Source organism: Actinacidiphila bryophytorum (assembly GCF_016916835.1).
Classification (GTDB): Bacteria; Actinomycetota; Actinomycetes; order Streptomycetales; family Streptomycetaceae; genus Actinacidiphila; species Actinacidiphila bryophytorum.
On sequence record NZ_JAFFIX010000001.1, the window covers coordinates 539,574 to 561,692 of the forward strand.

The 22,119-nt window shown below is 73.4% G+C and carries 18 protein-coding genes; 9 read left to right on the top strand and 9 right to left on the bottom strand.

Annotated features, from left to right (window positions below):
* The first annotated feature begins 20 nt into the window (after nucleotides 1-20).
* Both JT723_RS02255 and JT723_RS02260 read left to right on the top strand, forming a co-directional pair.
* On the top strand, nucleotides 21-1,508 hold the full coding sequence (locus JT723_RS02255; protein ID WP_205042594.1) for a zinc ribbon domain-containing protein: 1,488 nt from the start codon (nucleotides 21-23) through the stop codon (nucleotides 1,506-1,508).
* Nucleotides 1,505-3,757 carry an ABC transporter substrate-binding protein gene (locus tag JT723_RS02260; protein ID WP_240164893.1) on the top strand — a complete coding sequence of 751 codons (2,253 nt, stop codon included), beginning with the start codon at nucleotides 1,505-1,507 and terminating at the stop codon, nucleotides 3,755-3,757. Before JT723_RS02255 ends, JT723_RS02260 begins: the two co-directional genes overlap by 4 nt.
* A 27-nt stretch (nucleotides 3,758-3,784) precedes the next feature.
* Here JT723_RS02260 and JT723_RS02265 read toward each other — a convergent pair whose 3' ends face one another.
* From JT723_RS02265 to JT723_RS02275, 3 genes are all read right to left on the bottom strand, one after another.
* Nucleotides 3,785-4,213: an organic hydroperoxide resistance protein gene (locus JT723_RS02265; RefSeq protein ID WP_205042595.1), complete on the bottom strand. Its 429-nt coding sequence runs from the start codon at nucleotides 4,211-4,213 to the stop codon at nucleotides 3,785-3,787.
* Nucleotides 4,214-4,351: 138 nt separating this feature from the next.
* Nucleotides 4,352-5,389, bottom strand: coding sequence for an NADP-dependent oxidoreductase (locus JT723_RS02270; protein ID WP_205042596.1), 1,038 nt, complete (start codon nucleotides 5,387-5,389; stop codon nucleotides 4,352-4,354).
* A gap of 75 nt (nucleotides 5,390-5,464) precedes the next feature.
* The gene (locus JT723_RS02275) at nucleotides 5,465-6,094 is read right to left on the bottom strand and encodes an SCO2400 family protein (RefSeq protein ID WP_205042597.1); all 630 of its coding nucleotides are present in this window, start codon (nucleotides 6,092-6,094) and stop codon (nucleotides 5,465-5,467) included.
* A 262-nt stretch (nucleotides 6,095-6,356) separates the two neighbouring features.
* Here JT723_RS02275 and efeU point away from each other — a divergent pair, with 262 nt between their 5' ends.
* The 5 genes from efeU to JT723_RS02300 all read left to right on the top strand — a co-directional run bounded on the left by efeU (nucleotide 6,357) and on the right by JT723_RS02300 (nucleotide 13,728).
* On the top strand, nucleotides 6,357-7,190 hold the full coding sequence (gene efeU / locus JT723_RS02280; RefSeq protein ID WP_205042598.1) for an iron uptake transporter permease EfeU: 834 nt from the start codon (nucleotides 6,357-6,359) through the stop codon (nucleotides 7,188-7,190).
* Nucleotides 7,191-7,246: 56 nt separating this feature from the next.
* The gene (efeO, locus tag JT723_RS02285; RefSeq protein WP_205042599.1) at nucleotides 7,247-8,428 is read left to right on the top strand and encodes an iron uptake system protein EfeO; all 1,182 of its coding nucleotides are present in this window, start codon (nucleotides 7,247-7,249) and stop codon (nucleotides 8,426-8,428) included.
* Nucleotides 8,429-8,431: 3 nt separating this feature from the next.
* The gene (gene efeB / locus JT723_RS02290) at nucleotides 8,432-9,775 is read left to right on the top strand and encodes an iron uptake transporter deferrochelatase/peroxidase subunit (RefSeq protein ID WP_307863840.1); all 1,344 of its coding nucleotides are present in this window, start codon (nucleotides 8,432-8,434) and stop codon (nucleotides 9,773-9,775) included.
* 129 nt (nucleotides 9,776-9,904) lie between these two features.
* Nucleotides 9,905-10,858: a zinc-binding dehydrogenase gene (locus JT723_RS02295; RefSeq protein ID WP_205042600.1), complete on the top strand. Its 954-nt coding sequence runs from the start codon at nucleotides 9,905-9,907 to the stop codon at nucleotides 10,856-10,858.
* Nucleotides 10,859-11,289: 431 nt separating this feature from the next.
* The gene (locus JT723_RS02300) at nucleotides 11,290-13,728 is read left to right on the top strand and encodes a beta-glucosidase (RefSeq protein ID WP_251512817.1); all 2,439 of its coding nucleotides are present in this window, start codon (nucleotides 11,290-11,292) and stop codon (nucleotides 13,726-13,728) included.
* Nucleotides 13,729-13,937: 209 nt separating this feature from the next.
* On the opposite strand, the gene JT723_RS02305 is transcribed toward JT723_RS02300, so the two are convergent.
* Entirely contained in the window at nucleotides 13,938-15,413 is a 1,476-nt protein-coding gene (locus JT723_RS02305; protein WP_205042601.1) for an MFS transporter, read from the bottom strand.
* Nucleotides 15,414-15,476: 63 nt separating this feature from the next.
* Complete coding sequence (locus tag JT723_RS02310; protein ID WP_205042602.1) at nucleotides 15,477-16,409, bottom strand: SGNH/GDSL hydrolase family protein; 933 nt, start codon at nucleotides 16,407-16,409, stop codon at nucleotides 15,477-15,479.
* Between the two features lie 263 nt (nucleotides 16,410-16,672).
* Here JT723_RS02310 and JT723_RS02315 point away from each other — a divergent pair, with 263 nt between their 5' ends.
* Together JT723_RS02315 and JT723_RS02320 are read left to right on the top strand one after the other, a co-directional pair.
* Nucleotides 16,673-17,167, top strand: coding sequence for a DUF3145 domain-containing protein (locus tag JT723_RS02315; RefSeq protein ID WP_205042603.1), 495 nt, complete (start codon nucleotides 16,673-16,675; stop codon nucleotides 17,165-17,167).
* A 53-nt stretch (nucleotides 17,168-17,220) separates the two neighbouring features.
* Entirely contained in the window at nucleotides 17,221-18,096 is an 876-nt protein-coding gene (locus JT723_RS02320; protein WP_205042604.1) for an NAD(P)-dependent oxidoreductase, read from the top strand.
* 257 nt (nucleotides 18,097-18,353) lie between these two features.
* Here JT723_RS02320 and fabF read toward each other — a convergent pair whose 3' ends face one another.
* The 4 genes from fabF to JT723_RS02340 all read right to left on the bottom strand — a co-directional run bounded on the left by fabF (nucleotide 18,354) and on the right by JT723_RS02340 (nucleotide 22,033).
* Nucleotides 18,354-19,622, bottom strand: coding sequence for a beta-ketoacyl-ACP synthase II (fabF, locus tag JT723_RS02325; protein ID WP_205042605.1), 1,269 nt, complete (start codon nucleotides 19,620-19,622; stop codon nucleotides 18,354-18,356).
* 115 nt (nucleotides 19,623-19,737) lie between these two features.
* Nucleotides 19,738-19,986, bottom strand: coding sequence for an acyl carrier protein (locus tag JT723_RS02330; protein ID WP_205042606.1), 249 nt, complete (start codon nucleotides 19,984-19,986; stop codon nucleotides 19,738-19,740).
* A gap of 71 nt (nucleotides 19,987-20,057) precedes the next feature.
* Complete coding sequence (locus JT723_RS02335) at nucleotides 20,058-21,068, bottom strand: ketoacyl-ACP synthase III (RefSeq protein WP_205042607.1); 1,011 nt, start codon at nucleotides 21,066-21,068, stop codon at nucleotides 20,058-20,060.
* Entirely contained in the window at nucleotides 21,065-22,033 is a 969-nt protein-coding gene (locus JT723_RS02340) for an ACP S-malonyltransferase (RefSeq protein ID WP_205042608.1), read from the bottom strand. The genes JT723_RS02335 and JT723_RS02340 overlap by 4 nt, the downstream gene beginning before the upstream one ends.
* Nucleotides 22,034-22,119 lie beyond the last annotated feature (86 nt).

The following is a 22,119-nucleotide window of genomic DNA, read 5'->3' on the forward strand; positions in this document are numbered from 1 at the left end:
GGCGGCGCCCGCACCACGCCATGAACGACCCGAACGACGACGGCGGCACCGTCCCGTCGGTGAGGAGCAGGACCACAGTGGACACCACGATCGGCCTCGCGGTCAGCCAGCAGAAGTACCTGCCCGCGGGCGCGGGCGAGCAGGAGCTGCACGCCATCGTGACCGTCGGGGTCAGCGGCGCCGACGCCGCCGCGCCCGGCCCGGCGCTGGCCGAGGTGCTGGTCGTGGACTGCTCCACGTCGATGGACAGCCCCGAGGAGAAATTCCGCGCCGCCAAGAACGCCGCGGTCGCCGCGATCGGACTGCTCCCTGCCGGTACGCCCTTCGCGGTGGTCGCCGGCACCCAGTTCGGCATCGCGGTCTACCCGCCGCAGGCCGAGGGCGCTCCGCCGCGGATGGCGGTGGCCTCGGCCGCGACGAAGGCCGAGGCGGAGACCGCGGTACGCAAGCAGGTCGCGGCGGGCGGCACCTGTGTCGGCAACTGGCTGCACCGGGCGGGTGAGTTGCTGGCCGGGCAGTCCGCGCCGATCAAGCACGTGCTGATGCTCACCGACGGCCGCAACGAGCACGACCACATCCGGCCGCTCGCCGGCGTCCTGGCCCGCACCGCGGGTGCCTTCGTCTGCGACGCGTGGGGCATCGGCAAGGGCTGGGACGCCGCCGTGCTGCTCCAGGTGACCGGCGCCCTGCACGGCAGCGCGGACGCCGTCCGGAAGGAGGACGAACTCGTGGGCGCCTACGAGGCGCTGGTACGCCGGCTGCTCGACAAGGCGGTGCCGGAAGTGACGCTGGCCGTGGAGGTCTTCCCCGGCAGCCGGCTGCGGTACGTACGGCAGACCTTCCCCCACGAGGCGCTGATGACCGCAGAGCCCGACGAGCCGGGCACGTACGTCACGCGGGCCTGGGGCAACGAGACCCGGCGCTTCCACGTGTGCGTCGCCGTGGACCCCCAAGGGCAGCTGCACGGCGAGGAGCTGCAGGCGGCGGAGGTCGCGGTGCGGCTCCCCGCGGGGACCGGGGTGCGCACGCCGGTACCGCTGGCGCTGGTCGTGAACTGGACCGACGACCCGGCCCTGTCCGGGATGACCGACGAGCAGGTGCTGCACTTCCGGCACTACGAGCAGCTCGGCAAGGCCGTGGCGGACGCCGCCGACGCCTACCACCGCGAGGAGTTCGAGCGGGCCGAGCAGCTGCTGGGCACCGCCGTCGCCCTCGCAGAGCGGGCCGGAGCGCGCCGCCAACTGGCCGAACTGCGGCGGCTGGTGGACATCGAGAACGCGGCGGCCGGCATCGTGTCGCTGCGCCCGGACATCGACCCGGTGGACTTCCAGCACCTGATCACCGCGAGCAGCCACAGCACCTACGGCCCCGAGCCCGGCGGCCCCGCACCCGACCCGGGGGTGCAACCGGGCGCGGCCCTGCGGGACTGCCCGTCCTGCAACCGCCGCATCCCGGCAACGGCCCGCTTCTGCCCGCTGTGCGGATTCGTCCTGGCGGGGGAGTCATGAGCGGACCGGCGGTACGGATACCCGAGAAGCAGGCCGGGGCGGGCGGCACCAGCCGCACCCTGGGCGAACTGACCCGCAGGACCGTCCTGCTGGTCCTGCTCGCGGTCCTGACGACCGCGGCGCTCTTCCAGGCCTACCGCGGTGTGCACGGCGACGCGGTGCCGCTGAAGTCGGCAAGTGCCCCCGGGGTGCTGGCCGTCGACACCGCCATGGACGCGCTCGCCACCGTGCAGGCCGGCGTCCAGTCCGAGGACGGCAGCACGAGCGACTTCCACACCCGTATCTCGGTGGCCAACCAGAGCCTGGCCAGGGCCGCGTCCGCCGACGTCACCGGGCTCGGCGGGCGGCAGACGATCCAGACGGTGACCGGCCTGATCGCCACCTACTCCGGCTGGATCGAGGACGCCGAGGCCCAGCTGCCGGGCGCCCCGCTGCAGAAGGCCTACCTCAGCTACGCCGCCGGCATGCTCGGTGTCGGCGCGAAGGGTCCCGACGCGGAGGCCACCGTGATGGGCAGGCTGGCCGCGCTGCAGGCCGAGCAGCAGCACGTGGTGGGCCGGCAGACGGACTTCGGGCCGCTGCTGTGGCTGGAGTGGAGCCTCGCCCTCGCCCTGGCACTGGCCTTCCTGCTGCTGCTCGCCGAGGCGCACCGCTACTACGGGGCGCGCTTCAGCCGGCAGCTCAACCCGCCGCTGCTGGCCGCCTGCGCCCTGCTGGTCGCCGGTGTCGCCGTGCTGGTCGCCTTCACCGCGCTGACGCACTCGGCGATGGCCGACACCCGCAGTGCGCTCGCGCACCCGCTGACCGGCAACGCCATACCGCGCACCGGGTCGCAGGTGTCCGGGCGGCTGGCCGGTACGGGTCTGCGGGCCGCGGCGGCCGACTGGATCCTCGTCGGCGGCGTGCTGCTCGTGCTGCTGGTCCTGCTGGGGCTCCAGCCGCGTATCAACGAATACCGGGTGCGGGTCGTCACCGTGAAGTGGCCGCGGCTGCGTACCGTCGGCGCCGTCGGGACGTGCCTGGTGGTGCTGGCGGGCGGCGGCGCCCTGGCCGTCCGGGCCGCGGGCTGGAACGGCTCGGTCACCCTGCTCGCCAACTGGACCGGCACCGAGCAGGAGCAGTTCCAGCGCCTGGTCATCGACAAGTTCGAGGACAAATACCACATCCACGTCGTCTACCAGGGCAGTTCGGCCGAGAGTCAGGTGCTGGCCGCCGACGTCGAGTCCGGTACGCCACCGGACGTGGCGATCCTGCCCGGACCCGGCGAACTCGCCGGCTACGCGGCCGAGGGCATGCTCACCCCGCTCGACGACCTGGTCGCCCGGGGCCGCTTCGGCGCCACCTGGGTCACCCCGGTCAAGGGCACCGACGGCAAGGAGCACGCGTACTGGCTGCCGATCAAGACCGACCTGAAAAGCATGGTGTGGCACCCGAAGTCCATGGACGCGAGCGCCGTCGCACAGGCCGCGCGCACCCCCGCGTCCTGGTGCCTGGGGATGGGCAGCGACGCCACGTCCGGCTGGCCCGGCTCCGACTGGATCGAGGACATCCTGCTGCAGCAGACCGACGCCGCCACGTACGACGCCTGGGTGGGCGGGACCCTGCCGTGGAACAGCCCGAAGGTCAGGCGCGCGTGGACCACCTGGGGGCAGATGGTCGGCGCGGGCGACCCGGCGCTGGCCGCACCCGCCCTGAAGGCGTCGTTCGCGGACGTCGCCGACGGGGTGGCCGCGAAGCCGCCGACCTGCCGCCTGGAGCACCAGTCGTCCTTCGCCCAGGGCACCGCCGGCTGGAAGGCGGTCGGGCCGGCCTACGTGCACTCCGCCGACGTCATCCCGGGCGCCGCGGCAGGCGGCGACCGCTGGGTGGTCTCCGGCGACCTCGCCGCCGTCCTGCACAGCACCCCGCAGTCCGCCAAGCTCATCGCCTACCTGGCCTCGGACGAGGCCCAGCGCGCCTGGGCGGGCACCCAGTCCGGCTTCTCCGTCAAGGGCGCGGTGCTGGCCGGCTACCCGGCCGCCGGCACCGACGGCGCGATCGCCCGCACCCTGCGGGACCCGGCCGCGGTCCGCTGCTACGACGCCTCGGACGCGATGCCGGCCCCGGTGCGGGACGCCTTCGCGCTCGCCGTCCTGCGCTTCCTCGCCGACCCCGGGACCCTGGACGCGCAGCTGGAGACACTCGACAAGGTCAGCGCCGGCCTGCCCGAAGGCAGCAGAGTGCTCAACCAGGTGTGCCCCGCGCGCTGAGCCGCACGCCTGCTGCCGCCCGGCCGGTCAGACGACCGAGAGGGTCACTTCCACATTGCCGCGGGTCGCGTTGGAGTAGGGGCACACCTCGTGGGCCTGCTCGACCAGCGCGGCCGCCGCGTCCCGCTCCAGGTTCGGGATCGAGACGTCCAGCGCGACGGTCAGCCCGAAGCCGCCGGACTCGGTCTTGCCCAGGCCGACCTTGGCGGTCACCCGCGAGCCGCTGACGTCGGTCTTCGCACGCCGGGCGACCACGCCCAGCGCGCTCTGGAAGCAGGCGCTGTAGCCGGCCGCGAAGAGCTGCTCGGGGTTGGTCCCCGCACCCGTGCCGCCCAGCTCGATGGGCGGGTTGACGATGACGTCGAGCTTGCCGTCGTCGGTGGCGACCCGCCCGTCGCGGCCGTTCTCCGCGGTGGCGACGGCGGTGTACAGCACGTCCACGTACTGGATGGTCATGGGGGCTCCTCATCGGAAGGCTGAGCGAAGGGTCAGCGCAGGGGCAGGTGAAGGTCGTCGGTCTCGGTCGCCGGCGTCCGGCAAAGGGTGCCGCAGGTGTGCCGGGGCCGGCCGGCCCCGGCACACCCACGGGGCAGGTCACTCCGGGAGGGCGACGACCGCCTTGCCGGTGTTCTCGCCGCGCAGCATCCCCAGGAACGCCGCCACGGCCTGGTCGATTCCCGTGGTCACGGTCTCGCGGTAGTGCAGCTTGCCGTCCCGCAGCCAGCCGCCGACCTCGCGGACGAAGTCGCCCTGCATGTCGTGGTGGTCGCCGACCATGAAGCCGCGCAGCATCAGCCGCCTGCCGACCAGCAGCCCGAGGTTGCGCGGCCCCGGCGGCGGCTCGACGTCGTTGTAGGCGGCGATGGACCCGCACAGCGCGGCCCTGCCGTTCAGCCGCATGGCGGAGATCGCCGCCTCCAGGTGGTCGCCGCCGACGTTGTCGAAGTAGACGTCGATGCCGTCGGGGGCGGCGTCCGCGAGCTGGTCGGCGACCGGCGCCTTCTTGTAGTTGAAGGCGGCGTCGAAGCCGTAGTCCTCCACCAGCAGCGCGCACTTCTCGTCGGAGCCCGCACTGCCGATCACCCGGGCGGCGCCCTTGAGCTTGGCGATCTGGCCGGCCTGGCTGCCGACCGCGCCCGCCGCGCCGGAGACGAACACCGTCTCGCCGGGCGCCAGTTCCGCGATCCGCAGCAGCCCCGCGTAGGCGGTCATGCCGGTCATGCCGAGCACCCCGAGGTAGGCGGACAGCGGTGCCTGCTCCGGGTCGACGACCGCGGCCTTGGCCGCGTCCAGGACGGCGTACTCGCGCCAGCCGAGCCCGTGCAGCACATGCGTGCCGACGGCCACGTCCGCGGACTGCGAGGCCACCACCCGGCCGACCGCACCGCCGTCCATGGGCTTGCCGATGGCGAAGGGCGGCATGTACGACTTCACGTCGTTCATCCGGCCGCGCATATAGGGGTCGACGGACAGGTAGAGGTTGCGCACCACGATCTGGCCGGGACCCGGCTCGGGGACGGGGGTCTCGACCAGGGCGAAGTCCGCCGGCGTCGGCCAGCCGTGCGGGCGGCCCGCCAGGTGCCATTCGCGCCCGGAGGACGTACTCGTCGGCGTGCTCGTCGAATTAACCATGGACCCGAATATTTCATGCCGCCCAGGGCCGCGCCGAGCGGCGCCCCGGCCCGGGCCGCCGCGGGACGACCGGTCCTACTGGCACCACCACAGCACCTGCTTGCAGGTGGGGCTGGGCGACGGGTGCGAGGAGTGCGTCGGCCGCGGGGTGCCGGTGGGCGGCGCGCTGGTCTTGGTGGGCGGGGCGCCGGGCGTGCTGGGCGGCGGGCCGGTCGTGGTGGCCGGGGCGGTCGGCGTGGCGCTGGTGCCGGCCGGGGTGGCCGTCGGGGACTGCGAGTGGTGCGGGCCGCCGGGGGTGCCGCCCTTGTGCGGTGCGGTCGAGGCGGGGGTGCCGGGCGCGGCGGTGCCGGTCCTGGAGTGGGTGGCGCCGGTGACGACGGGCGCGGAAGGTGTCGTACCGCCGGCGTCGCCGCCGGACAGCGCGGCCATCGACAGCATCGCCAGCGCGCCGACCACCGCGACCAGGCCGACCCCGTAGACGGCGACCCGCTGCTGCTTGCCACGGGCCTGCCGGCGCTGCCGCCCGCGGGCCGCGGCCCGCCCGCCGCCCGGGACCGGCAGCCCCGGCGCGTCCTCGTCGGTGATCGGCGGCATCTGCGCCGTCTCCCCGACCTGCGGGAGTTTCAGCTGGTCCGCGGGCGTGCCGCACCCCGGGCAGGAGTAGGCGCCGTTGAGGTGCCGACGGCACGCGTAGCAGTAATCCATGGCGCATGGACCCTATGGGACGCGTGTGGCGCAACGAAACCCCCGCTTCCCGCTTGTCACGGCTTTGCCGGGAAATTCCTGCGCACCCCAAATCGGTGCAGGTGGGGGCTCTTGACGGCACCCCGATGCAGACCCTCTAATAAGGTTGCCCTAACCTAATTAAGGGATGCCTTACCTGACCTCCGTGGGGCACCCCGTCGCCCGACCGTCGCCCGACCGTCCCCGTCCGATACCCGTCCGCCCCCGCTCACGAAGGACCCCCATGCTCCCCACGTTCGTCATCGGACTCCGCGAAGGCCTGGAGGCGGCGCTCATCGTGGGCATCATCGCCTCCTTCCTCGCCCAGCAGGGCCGCAGGGACGCACTCAAGAAGGTGTGGCTGGGCGTCGCCATCGCGGTGGCGATCTGCGTCGCGGTCGCGGTCGGGCTGCAGATCTACTCCAGCGACCTGCCGCAGAAGCAGCAGGAGCAGCTGGAGACGGTGATCGGCGCCATTGCCGTGGTGATGGTCAGCTACATGGTGCTGTGGATGAAGCGGCACTCCCGCGACCTGCGCAAGGACCTCGAAGGCGCCGCCGGCCGCGCCCTCACCGAGGGCTCGGCCTCCGCCCTGGTGCTGATGGCCTTCCTCGCGGTGCTCCGCGAGGGCTTCGAGACCTCGGTCTTCCTGCTGGCCACCTTCAACGAGAGCGACAACCCCGCCTACGGCGGCACCGGCGCCGCCCTCGGCATCGTGCTCGCCGCCGCCATCGGCTACGGCATCTACCGCGGCGGCGTCCGCATCAACCTCTCCCGCTTCTTCCGCATCACCGGCCTGGTGCTCATCCTCGTCGCCGCGGGCCTGGTCGCCACCGCCCTGATGACCGCGGCCGAGGGCGGCTGGCTGGAGCAGGGCACCCGCGCCTTCGACCTGTCCTGGCTGGTGCGCCCCGGCACCCCCGCCTCCTCTGTCGCCACCGGCGTCCTGGGCATCCAGCCCTACCCCGACTGGACGATGGTCACCGGCTGGCTCCTCTACGCCGTCCCGATGGCCGCCGTCGTGCTGTGGCCGGCCCGCCCGCGCAAGGCCCCCGCCGCCCGGCCGGCCACCCCGTGACCCCGCAACCCCCCTTCCGCGTCCCCGCCTTCCGCCACCCCCTCCAGGAGCTGACCGTGAACCCCCGAGCCACCCACCGCCGCGCCCTGGCCTGCGCGGCCACCGTGATCACCGCAGGCCTGCTGCTGACCGCCTGCGGCGGCGGCAAGGACGACTCGAAGGGCTCCGCGCCCGCCGGCGCGAAGAACGCCGGCGACAAGTCCTCGACCGTCAGCATCGGCATCAGCGACAAGGACTGCGCGCCCACCCCGGCGACCGTCCCGGCCGGCACCATCACGTTCGACGTCAGCAACAAGGGCTCCGCGAAGGTCACGGAGGCCGAACTGCTCGACGGCGGCAAGATCCTGGGCGAGAAGGAGAACCTCACCCCGGGCCTGTCCGGCGACTTCACCCTCAACCTCGACGCGGGCAAGTACCAGATCTACTGCCCCGGCGCGAAGACCGAGAAGACCGACTTCACCGTCACCGGCGCCGCCGAGAAGACCTGGAAGGACGACCCCGCCCTGGTCACCGCCACCCAGCAGTACGCGACCTGGGTCACCGGCGAGGTCAAGGAACTGGTCGCCGGCACCGACGCCTTCACCGCCGCGGTCAAGGCCGGCAGGACCGACGAGGCCAAGACCCTCTACGGCAAGGCCCGCATCCACTACGAGCGCATCGAGCCGACCGCGGAGATCTGGGGCGACATCGACGGCCGCATCGACGGGCGGATCGACGACGCCGCCACCGCCGCCGACTTCACCGGCTTCCACCGCATCGAGCAGAGCCTGTGGGAGAAGAACTCCACCGCCGGACTCGGCGTGCTGGCCGACCAGCTCAGCGCCGACGTGCACGACCTCTACACCAAGGTGCAGACCGTCGAGTACCAGCCCGCCGCCATCGCCAACGGCGCCACCGACCTGGTCAACGAGATCCAGTCCTCCAAGATCACCGGCGAGGAGGAGCGCTACTCGCACATCGACCTGCTCGACTTCGACGGCAACCTGGCCGGCGCGAACGAGGCCGTCACCGTGCTGCTGCCGGTCCTCAAGGTCAAGGACCCGACACTCGCCGCCACCGTCGCCCAGCGCTACCAGGCCACCGCCGACGCCCTCAAGGCGTACGCGGCCACGCCCGGCTACGAGAACAGCGGCTACGTCGACTACCGCAAGGTCACCGACGCCCAGCGCCGCGTCCTGGCCCAGGCCGTCGACGCCTACGCCGAGTCCGTGTCCAAGATCGCCGGAAAGATCGCCTGACCCGTGACCGCCACCCCCTCCCCCTCCCACGGCCCGGCCGACGGCTCCGACGGCGCCCCCGACATCACCCCCGAGCCCGCCACCGCAGCCCCCTCCCCGGTCAGCCGGCGGCGGCTGCTCGGCGCGGTCGGGGCGGGGGCGGCGGTCGCCGGCGCCGCACTCGGCGCGGGCGGCACCGCACTGGCCACCCGCGACAGCGGCCCCGGCACGGCGGCCCCCGGCGGTGAACCCCGGGCCGCCACCGTGGACTTCCGCGGCGCCCACCAGGCGGGAATCGCCACGCCCTCCCAGGACCGGCTGTGCTTCGCGACCTTCGACGTCGCGCCTGGCGCCACCCGCGCCGACCTCGCCGCGCTGCTCACCACCTGGACCGCCGCCGCCGAGGCCATGACGCTCGGCCGCCAGGTGCCCGGCGGCGAGGGCGACCTCAACACACCGCCCGACGACACCGGTGAGGCCGTCGGCCTCACCCCCGGCCGACTCACCGTCACCATCGGCTACGGCCCCGGCCTCTTCGACGACCGCTTCGGCCTCGCCGCCCGCCGCCCCAGCGCCCTCAAGCCGCTGCCCGCGCTCCCCGGCGAGAACCTCGACCCCGCCGTCACCGGCGGCGACCTGTGCGTCCAGGCCTGCGCCGACGACCCGCAGGTCGCCTTCCACGCGGTACGCAACCTGCGCAGGCTCGGCTTCGGCACCGTCCTGCCGCGCTGGATGGAACTCGGCTTCGGCCGTACGTCGTCCACCTCGCCCCAGCAGGCCACCCCGCGCAACCTCATGGGTTTCAAGGACGGCACCCGCAACATCGACGCCCGCGACGAGAAGGTCATGGGCGAGCACGTGTGGATCGGCGAGGAGGAGCCGCAGCGCTGGGTGCGCGGCGGCTCGTACCTGGTCAGCCGCAAGATCAAGATGCGGATGGAGCAGTGGGACCGCGACCGGCTCGGGGACCAGCAGGACGTCTTCGGCCGCTACAAGTCCAGCGGCGCCCCGCTCACCGGCCACGGCGAGTTCGACCCCCCCGACTTCGCCGCCAAGTCCGGCGGGCGGTACGTCATCCCCGAGGACTCGCACATCAGGCTCGCGGCGCCCGAGAACAACAAGGGCCTGCGCATCCTGCGCCGCGGCTACTCCTACACCGACGGCATCGACAAGGAGACCGGCGACCTGCTCGGTGGGCTGTTCTTCATCGCGTTCATGAACACCCCCGACCGGTTCGTCACCCTCCAGCGGGTGCTGGGCGCGCACGACGCGCTCAACGAGTACATCCAGCACATCGGCAGCGGCGTCTTCGCCGTCCCGCCGGGCCTCGCCGCCGGGCAGGACTGGGGGCGCCAGCTCTTCGGCTGAGCCCTCCGGGTGAGACACTCCCCGCCGTCTGTCCCGTTCGCGACAGAACCCCGCAAGTGATCCTTGCCGGGCGCTCCGGCGCCCGGCGAGGATCGCTTGCGTTCGGGTCCACGGCGGAAGGAGCAGGTCATGCGGGTCATCAGGGTCAGGGAGTTCGGGCCGCCCGACGTGCTCAAGGTCGACGACGCGCCCGAGCCGCAGCCCGGCGCAGGCGAGGTCGTCGTCGCCGTCGAGGCCGCCGGCGTCATCTACGGCGACGTCATCATCCGTTCCGGCGGCTACCCCTTCCCGCTGCCGTACGTGCCGGGGCTCGAAGTCGGCGGGCGCGTCGTGGACGTCGGCCCCGACGCCGACCGGGGGCTGCTCGGCCAGCGGGTCGTCGCCACCACCCCCGGCTCCAGCGGCGGTTACGCGGAACTCGCCCGCGCCGCCACCGCCGACCTGCACACCGTGCCCGACGGCCTCTCCGTCCAGCAGGCCGTCGCCGTCTTCCAGGCCGGCGGACTCGCCGTCGGGCTGCTCGCCGCCATGCGGGTCGCCCCCGGCGAGACCGTCCTGATCACCGCGGCCGCCGGGCGCATCGGCTCCCTGCTGGTCCAACTCGCCAAGTCCGCGGGGGCCACCGTGGTCGCCGCCGCCGGCGGCCCCGTCAAGACCGCGGCCGCCCGCGCGCTCGGGGCGGACCTCGCCCTCGACTACACCCGGCCCGGCTGGGCCGAGCGCGTCGGCGGCGCCGACGTCGTCCTCGACGCGGTCGGCGGCGACATCGGCGGGCAGGCGCTCACCGCTGCGCGGGGCGGAAGCGGGCGGTTCGGCTTCTACGGCTTCACGTCCGGGGCGTGGACCCACGTCGATCCGGTCGCCGTCGCCTCCCGCGGCCTCACCGTCGTCGGCGCCGCGGGCATCGCCTTCGCCCAACCCCCCGCGGCCCAGCGGGCCGCGACCGCCACCGCCCTCGCCGCGGCGGCGGCCGGCGAACTCGCCGTGACCATCCACGCCACGCGGCCGCTGCCTGAGGCCGCGGCCGCCCACACCGCGCTGGCCGCCCGCGCGACCCTCGGAGCCACCCTCCTCACCCCGTAGGGATGTCCGCGCAGTTCCGCCTCCAGAGCTTCGCCTGGGGGGTACCCCAGCGCCTCCTGAGGTGATTGCCACTTGCTGTGGTGTTGCTTTCTTTCTGCCCGTTGGGGCTGGTCGCGCAGTTCCCCGCGCCCCTGGGGGTGCCCTCTGCCCGCAGAGCTGGCGCTTTCAGGCGGTGCCGTATGAGGAGGAGGGCGAGCGTTTTTCAGGGGCGCGGGGAACTGCGCGACCAGCCACGACGGCGGGAAAGGCGACCGCCCACCGCAAGGGGCAGGACCTCAGGAGGCGCTGGGGGTACCCCCAGGCGAAGCTCTGGGGGCGGAACTGCGCGACCACTTACCCACTCGCCGGAAGGTGTGAGACCACGGCAAGTGGCAATCACGCGTGGGCGCGGGGGCGTTGTGGTGGGGCGGGGGGCGGGAGAGCATGGGGGTGTGGATGGGGATGAGGAGCGGGAGGTCGTGGTCGAGGCCGCGCTGGGGCGGCTGGACCTGGAGCAGAAGGCCGGCCTGCTCAGCGGGCAGGACATGTGGTCACTGCCCGCGCTGCCCGCCATAGGGCTCGGCGCGGTCGTGATGTCCGACGGCCCGATCGGCGTGCGCGGCCGCCGCTGGTCCGCCGACGACCCGTCGCTGGCACTGCCGAGCCCCACCGCACTGGCGGCGACCTGGGACCCGCAGCTGGCCCGCCGAGCGGGACAGCTGCTGGCGCAGGAGGCCCGCCGCAAGGGCGTCCACGTCCTGCTGGCACCCACGGTGAACCTGCACCGCAGCCCGCTGGGCGGCCGGCACTTCGAGGCGTACAGCGAGGACCCGCTGCTCACGGGTGCGATCGGCACGGGGTACGTCCGCGGTGTGCAGGACGGCGGCGTGGGCGTGACCGTCAAGCACTTCGTCGGCAACGAAGCGGAGACCGACCGTTTCACGGTCGACAACCGCATCGGCGAGCGGGCGCTGCGCGAGCTGTACCTGGCGCCTTTCGAGGCGATCGTGAGGGGCGCCCGCCCGTGGGGCGTGATGGCCGCGTACAACGCCGTGAACGGCGTGACGATGACCGAGCACACTGAGCTGGTGAACGGCGTGCTGCGCGGCGAATGGGGCTTCGACGGCGTCGTCGTCTCGGACTGGCTGGCCGCCCGCTCCACCGCGGGCGCGATCCGCGGCGGGCTCGACGTGGCCATGCCGGGGCCGCACTCGGTGTACGGGGCCGCGCTGGCCGCCGCGGTCAGGGCGGGCGAGGTGCCGGAGGATCTGGTCGCGGACGCGGCCCGCCGGGTGCTGCGGCTTGCCGCCCGCGTAGGCCTGCTCGCGGGCGCTCCCGCGGCCGTCGCCCCCGCGGACCGGCCTGCCCAGGTCGACGGCCGCGCGCTCGCCCGGGAGATCGCCGCACGCGGCTGCGTGCTGCTGCGCAACGCCGTCCGCGAGGACGCCCCGGTCCTGCCACTGGAGCCCGCCGCCGTCCGCGGCGGCATCGCCCTCATCGGCGCGGCGGCGCGCGAACCGCGCATCCTGGGCGGCGGTTCCGCGCAGGTCTTCCCCGACCGGGTGGTCTCGCTGCTCGACGCGCTGGGCGAGGCGCTGCCCGCGGGCGTACCGCTGGGGTATGCGCTGGGCGCCGACCCCAGCGAGGAACTGGCGCCCGCCGCGGGCGGGTTCACCCTGCGGGCGGTGGCCCGCGCCGCCGACGGCCGCGAACTCGGCTCCGAGGCCCTGCCGTCGGGCCAGGTGCAGTGGTTCGGCGAGATGCCCGACGGCATCGACCACGACGAGGTGCACACGGTCGAGGTGTGCGGCACCTTCACGCCCGCGGTCGGCGGTGCGCACCGCTTCGGGACCCGCGGCACCGGCGCCTTCACCCTCGCGGTCGCGGGTGAAGTGCTCTACGACGGGCTGCAGTTCGACCCGCACTCCGACCCCTTCGAGGCCTTCTTCGGTACGCCCACGGAGCGCGGCACGGTGCGCCTCGCGGCAGGTGTGCCGGTGCCGGTGAGCCTGCGCTTCGCGCCGCCCAAGGACGTGGACCTGCCGATCCAGGCCATCGGGTGCAGCCTGGTGCACGGCGAACCCGAGCGGGACGGGGAGGAGTTGATCGCCGAGGCCGTCGCGGCGGCCCGGGCCGCGCACACGGCGGTGGTCGTCGTCGGCACGACGGAACGCGTCGAGTCCGAGGGCTTCGACCGGGCCGACCTGCATCTGCCCGGGCGGCAGGACGAACTCGTCGCGCGGGTCGCCGCGGCCAACCCGCGTACCGTCGTGATCGTCAACTCCGGTGCGCCGGTGGAGCTTCCGTGGCGGGAGGACGTCGCGGCAATCCTGCTGTGCTGGTTCCCCGGGCAGGAGGGCGGCCACGCGCTCGCCGACGTGCTGCTCGGCGACGTCGAGCCCGGCGGGCGGCTCCCCACGACCTGGCCCGCGCTGCTCTCCGACGCGCCCGTCACCGAGGTCACCCCGCGGGACGGCGTGCTCGCCTACGAGGAGGGCGTCCGCATCGGCTATCGCGCCTGGCAGCGGGCCGGGGCGCCCGCCCCCGCTTACGCCTTCGGGCACGGGCTGGGCTATACGTCGTGGGCGTACGAGTCGCTGACCGCCCGGCCGGCGGACTCGGCGGAGGAACTGGCCTCCGTGGCCGTCCGGGTCCGCAACGTCGGCCGCCGGGCCGGGCGGGAGGTCGTCCAGCTCTACCTCGACCGGGCGGACGGCCGCGTGCTCGTCGGCTTCGGGTCGGTTTCCGCCGCCCCCGGGGAGGCCGCGGAGGTCGTCATCGGCGTCCCCCGCCAGGCCGTTGCCATGTGGCACCCCCCGACCTCCACGTGGCGCCTCCCCCCGACCCCCGCCCCTTTGACCTGCGGTCAGCTGACCCTTTCCCTCCCGTAGCCGGGGGCTTCCCGGGTGATTGCCACTTGCGCCGGCGTTGCTTTCCCTTCCCCGGTGGGAACTGCGCGCCCAGCCCGAACGGGCGGAAAGAAAGCAACGCCACAGCAAGTGGCAACCACCCATGGGCTCGGGGAACTGTGAGACCGGCCGCCGCGGCGGGGAAGGCGACTCCCGGCGCAAGGGGCACCCTCTTGCGCCGGGTGGCCGGGTCAGGCTGGGGGGGAGGAGGGCGCGGGGGTCGGGAGGGCGAAGGCCAGGGCGAACGCCAGAGCGGTGAGCCCGGTGGTGCACAGGGCCGTGACGGACGCGGCGGCCACCGCGGAACGGGCGCCCAGGACGTCGAAGAACACCGTGCCCAGCGCCGCGATCCCGAGCGTCATCCCGAGCTGCTGCACGGCTTGCAGCGTCCCCGAGGCGGAGCCGATCTCGTGGGGCTCGACGCCGCCGAGGATGATGTCGAAGAGGGGCACGAAGATCGCGCCCATGCCGGCGCCCCCGACGACCAGCGGAGCGAGCAGCTGCCAGGCCGTCAGCCCGGCGCCCGCGGTCTGGAAGACGGCGTAGAGGCCGAGGACACCGGACCCCATGAGGACCAGGCCGATGTGCAGGATGCGCCGGCCGAGCCGGCCCATGAGCATGGCGCCGGCCGCGGAACCGAAGAGCGCGCCGACCGCCCAGGGCGCGGTGGCCAGGGCCGAGTGGAGGGCGGTGTAGCCGAGGCCGACCTGGAGGAAGACGCCGAGGGTGAGGATCATGCCGCCCATGGACGCGGTGAAGGCGATGGCGAAGGCGACGCCTGCGACGTAGGAGCGCTTGCGGAAGATGCCGGGTTCGACCAGGGGGCTGCGTCCGGCGCGGCTGCGCAGGACCTGGTGGCGGGCGAAGCCGGCCAGGACGGGCAGGGACGCGCCGAGCATGACCAGCGTCCAGGCGGGCCAGCCGAGTTCGCGGCCCTGGACGAGCGGAAAGACCAGCAGGAAGGCGCCGGCTCCGGCGAGGAGCACACCGGCGGCGTCGAGCCGTACACCGCGGGCGGCGGGGGTGACGTCCGGCAGGAACTTCGCGCCGACGGCCAGCGCGGCGATCCCGATGGGCAGGTTGATCCCGAAGATCATCCGCCAGCCGGTCCCGAGGAGGTCGGCGTGGATGAGGACTCCGGCGACGACCGGGCCGAGCACCGCGGACAGGCCCATGAGCGGGCCGAAGACGCCCCACGCCTTCTTGGACTCCTGCGGTGAGAAGATCTCCCGCGGGATGGCGAAGCACTGCGGGATCATGACCGCGCCGAAGGCGCCCTGGACGAGGCGGGCGGTGATGAGCATGGACGTGCTCTGCGCCGCCGCGCAGACCGCCGAGCCGGCCACGAAGCCGGCCATCCCGGTGAGCAGCACCCGCTTGCGGCCGAACATGTCACCGAGCCGGCCGCCGACGAGCAGTGCGACGGCCATGGCGAGGGTGTAGCTGGCGGCGATCCACTGGAGATCGGCGTAGGAGCCGCCGAGCGAGGTGCGGATGGAGGGTGCCGCGACGTTCGCGATGGTCGAGTCGAGCAGGTCCATGACGGCGGCGGCGAGCACCGCGGTGTAGCCGAGCCAGCGGCCGGGCAGCCCCGCGGGCGCGTCCTGCGCCTCCTGCGCCTTCTGCGCGTCCGGTGTGCCGGGAGCGAGTTCCTTCGTGGTGTCCATGGGGAAGACGCTATGCAGCCATGCGGTCAGCTTCAGTCCGCATGGGAGGGCCGGATCGCGGGGCTACTGCTGCGGCCGGAAGGCCACCGCTGCCAGCAGGTCGGCCAGTTGCTCCTGGCCCTTCTCGTTGGGGTGGAACCAGTCCCAGGTGCTCAGCTCGTCGCTCCCGAAGCGGTAGCCGAAGACGGCGCCGCCGTCGTACCGGCAGCGCGCGTACTGTCCGCAGACCTGTGCCAGGGCGGTGTTGTAGGCGACCACCCGGTCGCGCACCGCGGTGCGCCGGCCGGCGGCTGCCGCGCTCTGCGAGTCGGGGTCGTCGAGCATCGTCGGGCACAGGCCCAGCTTCCACACCTGCTTGCCCAGCACGTTGGACTTGCCCACCGACCACAGCCGCTGCAGGTCGGGGATGCTGGCCACCAGGATCTGGGTGGTCGGCAGGGTCTTGTGCAGATACGCCATCGTGGCGGCGAAGTCGCTGCGGAAGTCGGCGACCGGTGTCATCGCGCCGAGGCTGGACCGGCAGGCGTCGTTCGCGCCGATCAGCACCGTCACCATGGCCGGCCGGTGGGCCGCCGCCTCCTCCGCCTGGCCCTGCAGGTCGGCGACCCTGGCGCCGGTGCCCGCCAGGTTCCAGCTGCGGGTGGCGGGCGCGGTCGCGGCCAGCCGGTGCGCGATGCTGCCGACCCCGGTACGCGTTCCGGTCGCCCAGGACACCTCGGGGCAGTCCAGCAGCGGCTTGCACGCGTCGAAGCCGCGGGTGATGGAGTCGCCGAGCGCGGCCACCGACGCCGGGTGGACGTTCCAGGGCCGCGCGGGGGCGGCCGGGGCCGCCGGTGCGGCCTGCCGCGCGGAATGCGAGGTGTGTGCGGTGGGGGACCCGGCCGTGGGTGCCCGCTCGCCGTCCGGCGAACCGCCCGAGGAGCACCCGGAGAGGCATCCGCCCAGCAGAACGGCACCGACGGCCAGTGCAAGGCCGGGTCGCAGCAGCGGTCGCATTCGGCTCTTCCCTCCGACGAGTGGGTGACATCCGGTAACAGCCCGACCGTACGTCACGCCCGAAGAGACGTCGCAGGGTAGCTTTTTCCCTGACACCCGGATCGATGTGACGGGAGGTCGGCCGCGACCGGGCGTCAAACCGTCAGTTGTTGTCCTGTTTGCCGCGAATAGTGCAGAATGTCTCTCATGTTGCCCCGGAAGCAGCCAGTTCGGGTGTTGAGGCCGCTGGGGAAGGCGAACCTCGTCCCACACTGGAGGTACCGGTGACGACACGTGGTGTTCTGTACGTGCACGCCGCGCCGCGCGCGCTCTGCCCGCATGTGGAATGGGCGGTCGCGGGCGTACTCGGCGTGCGCGTCAGCCTGGACTGGATCCGGCAGCCGGCCGCGCCCGGCACCTGGCGGGCCGAGTTCTCCTGGCAGGGCGAACCCGGTACCGCGTCCAAGCTGGCGTCCGCGCTGCGCGGCTGGCACCTGCTGCGCTTCGAGGTCACCGCCGAGCCGTCGGCCGGCGCCGAGGGCGAGCGCTACAGCGCCACACCGGAGTTGGGCATCTTCCACGCGGTCATCGGCATGCACGGCGACATCCTGGTCCCCGAGGACCGGCTCCGCGCCGCCATGCAGCGGGCGGGCAGCGGCGAGGCCGACCTGCAGACCGAGCTGTCCCGGCTGCTCGGCAAGCCGTGGGACGACGAGCTGGAACCCTTCCGCTACGCGGGTGAAGGCGCGCCGGTCCGCTGGCTGCACCAGGTCGTCTGACACGCGCTCAGCCCGACGCCGTGCCGGGCGCCTTCCGCGCGTAACCTGCCGTCATGTCCGACACTCTCACCGTCGCGGTCCTCGGCACCGGCATCATGGGCGCCGGGATGGCCCGCAACCTGTCCGCCGCCGGCCACGACGTCCGCGCCTGGAACCGCACCGCCGCCAGGGCCGAGCCGCTCGCCGCGGACGGGGTCCGCGTCGTCGCCGACCCCGCGCAGGCCGTACGCGGCGCCGACGCCGTCGTCACCATGCTGCTCGACGGCCCTGCCACACGGGCCGTCGTGGAGTCCGCCGCGGACGCGCTGCCGCGCGGGGCCGTGTGGCTCCAGACCGGCACCGTCGGTCCCGACGCGCAGGCCGCGCTCGCCGCGTACGCCGCCGAGCGCGGCCTGCTCTTCGTGGACGCACCCGTCCTCGGCACCCGGCCCGTCGCCGACGCCGGTCAGCTCACCGTGCTGGCCGCGGGGCCGCAGGCCGCCAGGGCCGTGGCCGACAAGGTCTTCGACGCGGTCGGCGGCAACACGATCTGGCTGCCGGGGGACGCGGCGGACGGCCCCGCCAGCCGGCTGAAACTCGTCATCAACAACTGGGTGCTCGCCCTCACCGCCGCGACCGGGGAGACGCTCGCCCTCGCCAAGGCGCTCGGGGTCGACCCCGAGCGCTTCTTCGAAGCCATCGACGGGGGTGCGCTGGACAACCAGTACCTGCGGATGAAGGCCGCGGCCATTCTCGGGGGTGACTTCGCCCCCAACTTCACGGTGGAGGGCGCCGCCAAGGATCTGCGGCTCATCGTCGCCGCCGGGGAGGCGGCCGGCGCCCGCCTCGACCTCGCCGCTGCCGGTGCGGCCCGCTTCCAGCGGGCCGCCGACCAGGGGCACGCGGCCCAGGACATGTCCGCCGCATATTTCGCGAGCTTCGCTCCCTAGGACCTCGCCTCCGCGCCGCGCCCGCGCCTGCCCCGCGCCCCGGGTGACTGCCACTTGCTGTGGCGTCGCGACTTACCCCCGGTGGGGGCTGGTCGCGCAGTTCCGCCCCCAGAGCTTCGCCTGGGGGTACCCCCAGCGCCTCCTGAGGTCCTGCCCCTTGCGGTGGGCGGTCGCCTTTCCCGCCGTCGTGGCGGCGGGGGGAAGGCAACGCCACAGGAAGTGGCACCCACCCCGGGGTCGGGGGAGCCGGCCGCAGGTCAGTTGTCCCAGCTGCGGAGGGCCAGGACGACGTTGTGGCCGCCGAAGCCGAAGGAGTCGTTCAGGGCGGCGATCGTGCCGGCGGGCAGGGGACGGGGGTCGGCGCCGACGATGTCGGCGTCGGCCTCGGGGTCCTGCTGGGCGAGGTTGATCGTCGGGGGAGCGATCCGGTGGTGGAGGGCCAGGACCGAGGCGACCGTCTCGATTCCGCCCGCACCGCCGAGGAGGTGCCCCGTCATGGACTTGGTCGCGGAGATCGCCATGTGGTCGACGTCGTCGCCGAAGACCCGCCGCAGCGCCTTGATCTCGGCGACGTCACCCTGCGGGGTGGACGTCGCATGCGCGTTGACGTGCACGATCTCGGCCGGCTTGAGGTCGGAGCCGTCCAGCAGGTGCTGGAGCGCCGCGGCGATGCCGCGGCCGGTGGGCTCGGGCTGCGTGATGTGGTGCGCGTCGGCCGAGATGCCCTGGCCGACGACCTCCGCGTACACCCGGGCGCCGCGCGCCCGCGCGTGCTCGACGGACTCCAGGACGACCACACCGGCACCCTCGCCGAGGACGAAGCCGTCCCGCCCGGCGTCGTAGGGGCGCGAGGCGCCCTGCGGGTCGTCGTTGTTCTTGGACATCGCCATCATGTTGCCGAAGGCGACGATGGGCAGCGGGTGGATCGCCGCCTCGGTGCCGCCGGCGACCACCACGTCGGCGCGGCCGGTGCGGATCATCTCGACGGCGTAGCCGATCGCTTCCGCGCCGGAGGCGCACGCGCTGACCGGGGTGTGCACACCGGCCCTGGCGTTGATGTCGATGCCGACGTTCGCCGACGGGCTGTTGGGCATGAGCATCGGCACGGTGTGCGGCGACACCTTGCGTACGCCCTGCTCCTTGAGCACGTCGTACTGCCCCAGCAGCGTGGTGACACCGCCGATGCCGGAGGCGACGACCGCGCCGAGCCGGTCGGGGTCGACGGCCGGGTCGTCGCCCGCCTTCGCGGTGAAACCGGCGTCGGCCCACGCCTCGCGGGCCGCGATCAGCGCGAACTGGGCGCTGCGGTCCAGCTTGCGGGCCAGCGGCCTGGGCAGGACCTCCCCGGGCTCCACGGCGATCTGCGCGGCGATGCGTACGGGCAGCTCGGCCGCCCAGTCCTGTTCCAGCAGGCGCACGCCTGACCGGCCGGCCAGCAGCGCCTCCCAGGTCGACGCGCTGTCGCCACCCAGCGGTGTGGTTGCTCCGATACCGGTGACGACCACGGTGCGATTGGTCGGGCTCACAGGAATTGTTCTCTCCACGTCTAGAAGGGCGGGCGACAGACGCGTCGACCCGGTGGTGCCGACCCCGCGGGCGCCTGCGTGTGCGGCGCCGAGGGATCGTTTCGGCCCAGCGGCGTCAGACCTGCTGCGCCTTGAGGATGTAGTCGGCGGCGTCGCCGACGGTCTTGAGGTTCTTCACGTCGTCGTCCGGGATCTTCACACCGAACTGCTCCTCGGCCGCCACGACGACCTCGACCATCGACAGCGAGTCGACATCCAGGTCGTCGGTGAAGGACTTGTCGAGCTTGACGTCCTCGGTGGGGATGCCGGCGATCTCGTTGACGATGTCGGCGAGACCTTTGACGATCTCTTCCTGGGTGGCCATTGTGTACGGCGCTCCTTGATGTGTTACCGGTGGCGCGGCGGGCGGGACTGCTGCGCCGCGAGGGTGTGTGACTAGGGGAGAGTAACCACAGTCGCCGCGTAGACCAGACCCGCCCCGAAGCCGATGACCAGGGCGGTGTCGCCGCTCTTGGCCTGGCCGGTGGCGAGCAGCCGCTCCATGGCGAGCGGGATCGACGCGGCGGAGGTGTTGCCCGTGGTCTCGATGTCGCGGGCCACGGCGACATGGTCGGGGAGCTTCAGCGCCTTGATCATCGAGTCGATGATCCGCATGTTCGCCTGGTGCGGGATGAAGGCGTCGAGCTGGTCCGCGGTGATGCCCGCTGCGTCCAGCGCCTCCTGGGCGACCTTGGCCATCTCGTAGACGGCCCAGCGGAAGACCGCCTGGCCCTCCTGGGTGATCGCCGGGAAGCGCACCTGCTCTGCGGCGGTGTCCCGGTAGACCTCCCACGAGACGGTCTGCTTGATCGTCTCCGCCTTGTCGCCCTCGGAACCCCACACCGTCGGGCCTATGGCGGGTTCCTTCGACGGTCCGACGATGACCGCGCCGGCCCCGTCGCCGAACAGGAAGGCCGTCGCGCGGTCCTCCCGGTCGGTCAGGTCGCTGAGCCGCTCCACGCCGATGACCAGCACGTGTTCGGCGGTGCCGTCGGTGACCATGCCCTTGGCGAGGGTCAGGCCGTAGGTGAAGCCCGCGCAGCCCGCCGAGATGTCGAACGCGGCCGGCTTGCCCGCGCCGATCCGGTGCGCGATGTCGGTGGCGACCGCAGGAGTCTGCTTGAAGTGCGAGACGGTCGCGACGACGACGGCGTCGATGTCGGATGCGCTGATCCCGGCGTCCGCGATGGCCTTGCCGCCCGCGGCGATCGACATCTCCGCGACGGTCTCGTCGGGTCCCGCCCAGTGCCGGCTGGCGATGCCGGACCTGGACCTGATCCACTCGTCGCTGGAGTCGATGTGCTCCAGGATCACCTCGTTGGGCACCACACGGGTGGGGCGGTAGCCGCCGACACCGAGGATACGGGCGTACGGGGAGCCCTTGCTGGGGCTGATCTTCGCTGTCATCGCTGCGACGGCTCCTGTTCTGCTGAGGCTTCTGGTACCGCGTCCGGAGCCGCGGCCTGCGCCGCCACCTCGGCGGCCAGCGCGCGGGCCGCGTCGAGGTCCTCGGGCGTCTTGAGCGCCAGCGTCCGCACCCCGGGCAGCGCCCGCTTGGCCAGACCCACCAGGGTGCCGCCGGGCGACACCTCGATGATCGCGGTGACGCCGCGCTCCTTGAACGTCTCCATGCACAGGTCCCAGCGCACCGGGTTGGACACCTGCGCGACCAGCCGGCGGACGACGTCACCGCCCTTGTCCACCGCCTGCCCGTCCGCGTTCGAAACATACGGAACCGCGGGGTCGGAGACCGCGAGCGAAGGCGCGAGCGCCTCCAGCGCGGCGACCGCGGGGGCCATGTGGGCGGTGTGGAAGGCGCCCGCGACCTTCAGCGCGATGACCCGGGCCTTCTCCGGCTTGTCGGCCGCGAGCGCGTCGAGCTGCTCCAGCGTGCCTGCGGCGACGATCTGGCCGGCGCCGTTGATGTTCGCCGGGGTCAGCCCGAGGCCGGTCAGATGGGCCACGACCGCGTCCGGGTCGCCGCCGAGCACCGCGGACATGCCGGTCGCGGTCACCGCGGCCGCGTCGGCCATCGCACGGCCGCGGGCCGCAACGAAGGTCATCGCGTCCTGCGCGGACAGCACACCGGCCAGTACGGCAGCGGTGATCTCGCCGACGCTGTGCCCCGCGACCGCGCCCGGGGTCAGCCCCAGCTCGCCCGCCGACAGCAGTCCCGCGGCGACCAGCAGCGGCTGCGCGACCTTGGTGTCGCGGATCTCGTCCGCGTCGGCCTTGGTGCCGTAGTGGGCGAGATCCAGCTCCGCCGCGGCGGACCAGCCTGCGAGGCGGTCGGCGGCGCCGGGGAGGTCGAGCCAGGGGGCGAGGAAGCCGGGCGTCTGTGCGCCCTGGCCGGGAGCGACGAGTACGAGCACCTTCACACTCTCTCTCGCGGGCGGGGCGGACCGCCCGTGGGGACAGGGACCAAGAACTGTCAGGTGATTTGTGGGTGTCCCACAAA

Excerpts from the sequence above, each read along its gene's own strand:
- JT723_RS02255 (WP_205042594.1), top strand. The coding sequence starts at position 21 with ATGAACGACCCGAACGACGACGGCGGCACCGTCCCGTCGGTGAGGAGC.
- JT723_RS02260 (WP_240164893.1), top strand. The coding sequence starts at position 1,505 with ATGAGCGGACCGGCGGTACGGATACCCGAGAAGCAGGCCGGGGCGGGC.
- JT723_RS02265 (WP_205042595.1), bottom strand. The coding sequence starts at position 4,213 with ATGACCATCCAGTACGTGGACGTGCTGTACACCGCCGTCGCCACCGCG.
- JT723_RS02270 (WP_205042596.1), bottom strand. The coding sequence starts at position 5,389 with ATGGTTAATTCGACGAGCACGCCGACGAGTACGTCCTCCGGGCGCGAA.
- JT723_RS02275 (WP_205042597.1), bottom strand. The coding sequence starts at position 6,094 with ATGGATTACTGCTACGCGTGCCGTCGGCACCTCAACGGCGCCTACTCC.
- efeU (WP_205042598.1), top strand. The coding sequence starts at position 6,357 with ATGCTCCCCACGTTCGTCATCGGACTCCGCGAAGGCCTGGAGGCGGCG.
- JT723_RS02295 (WP_205042600.1), top strand. The coding sequence starts at position 9,905 with ATGCGGGTCATCAGGGTCAGGGAGTTCGGGCCGCCCGACGTGCTCAAG.
- JT723_RS02305 (WP_205042601.1), bottom strand. The coding sequence starts at position 15,413 with ATGGACACCACGAAGGAACTCGCTCCCGGCACACCGGACGCGCAGAAG.
- JT723_RS02310 (WP_205042602.1), bottom strand. The coding sequence starts at position 16,409 with ATGCGACCGCTGCTGCGACCCGGCCTTGCACTGGCCGTCGGTGCCGTT.
- JT723_RS02320 (WP_205042604.1), top strand. The coding sequence starts at position 17,221 with ATGTCCGACACTCTCACCGTCGCGGTCCTCGGCACCGGCATCATGGGC.
- JT723_RS02330 (WP_205042606.1), bottom strand. The coding sequence starts at position 19,986 with ATGGCCACCCAGGAAGAGATCGTCAAAGGTCTCGCCGACATCGTCAAC.
- JT723_RS02335 (WP_205042607.1), bottom strand. The coding sequence starts at position 21,068 with ATGACAGCGAAGATCAGCCCCAGCAAGGGCTCCCCGTACGCCCGTATC.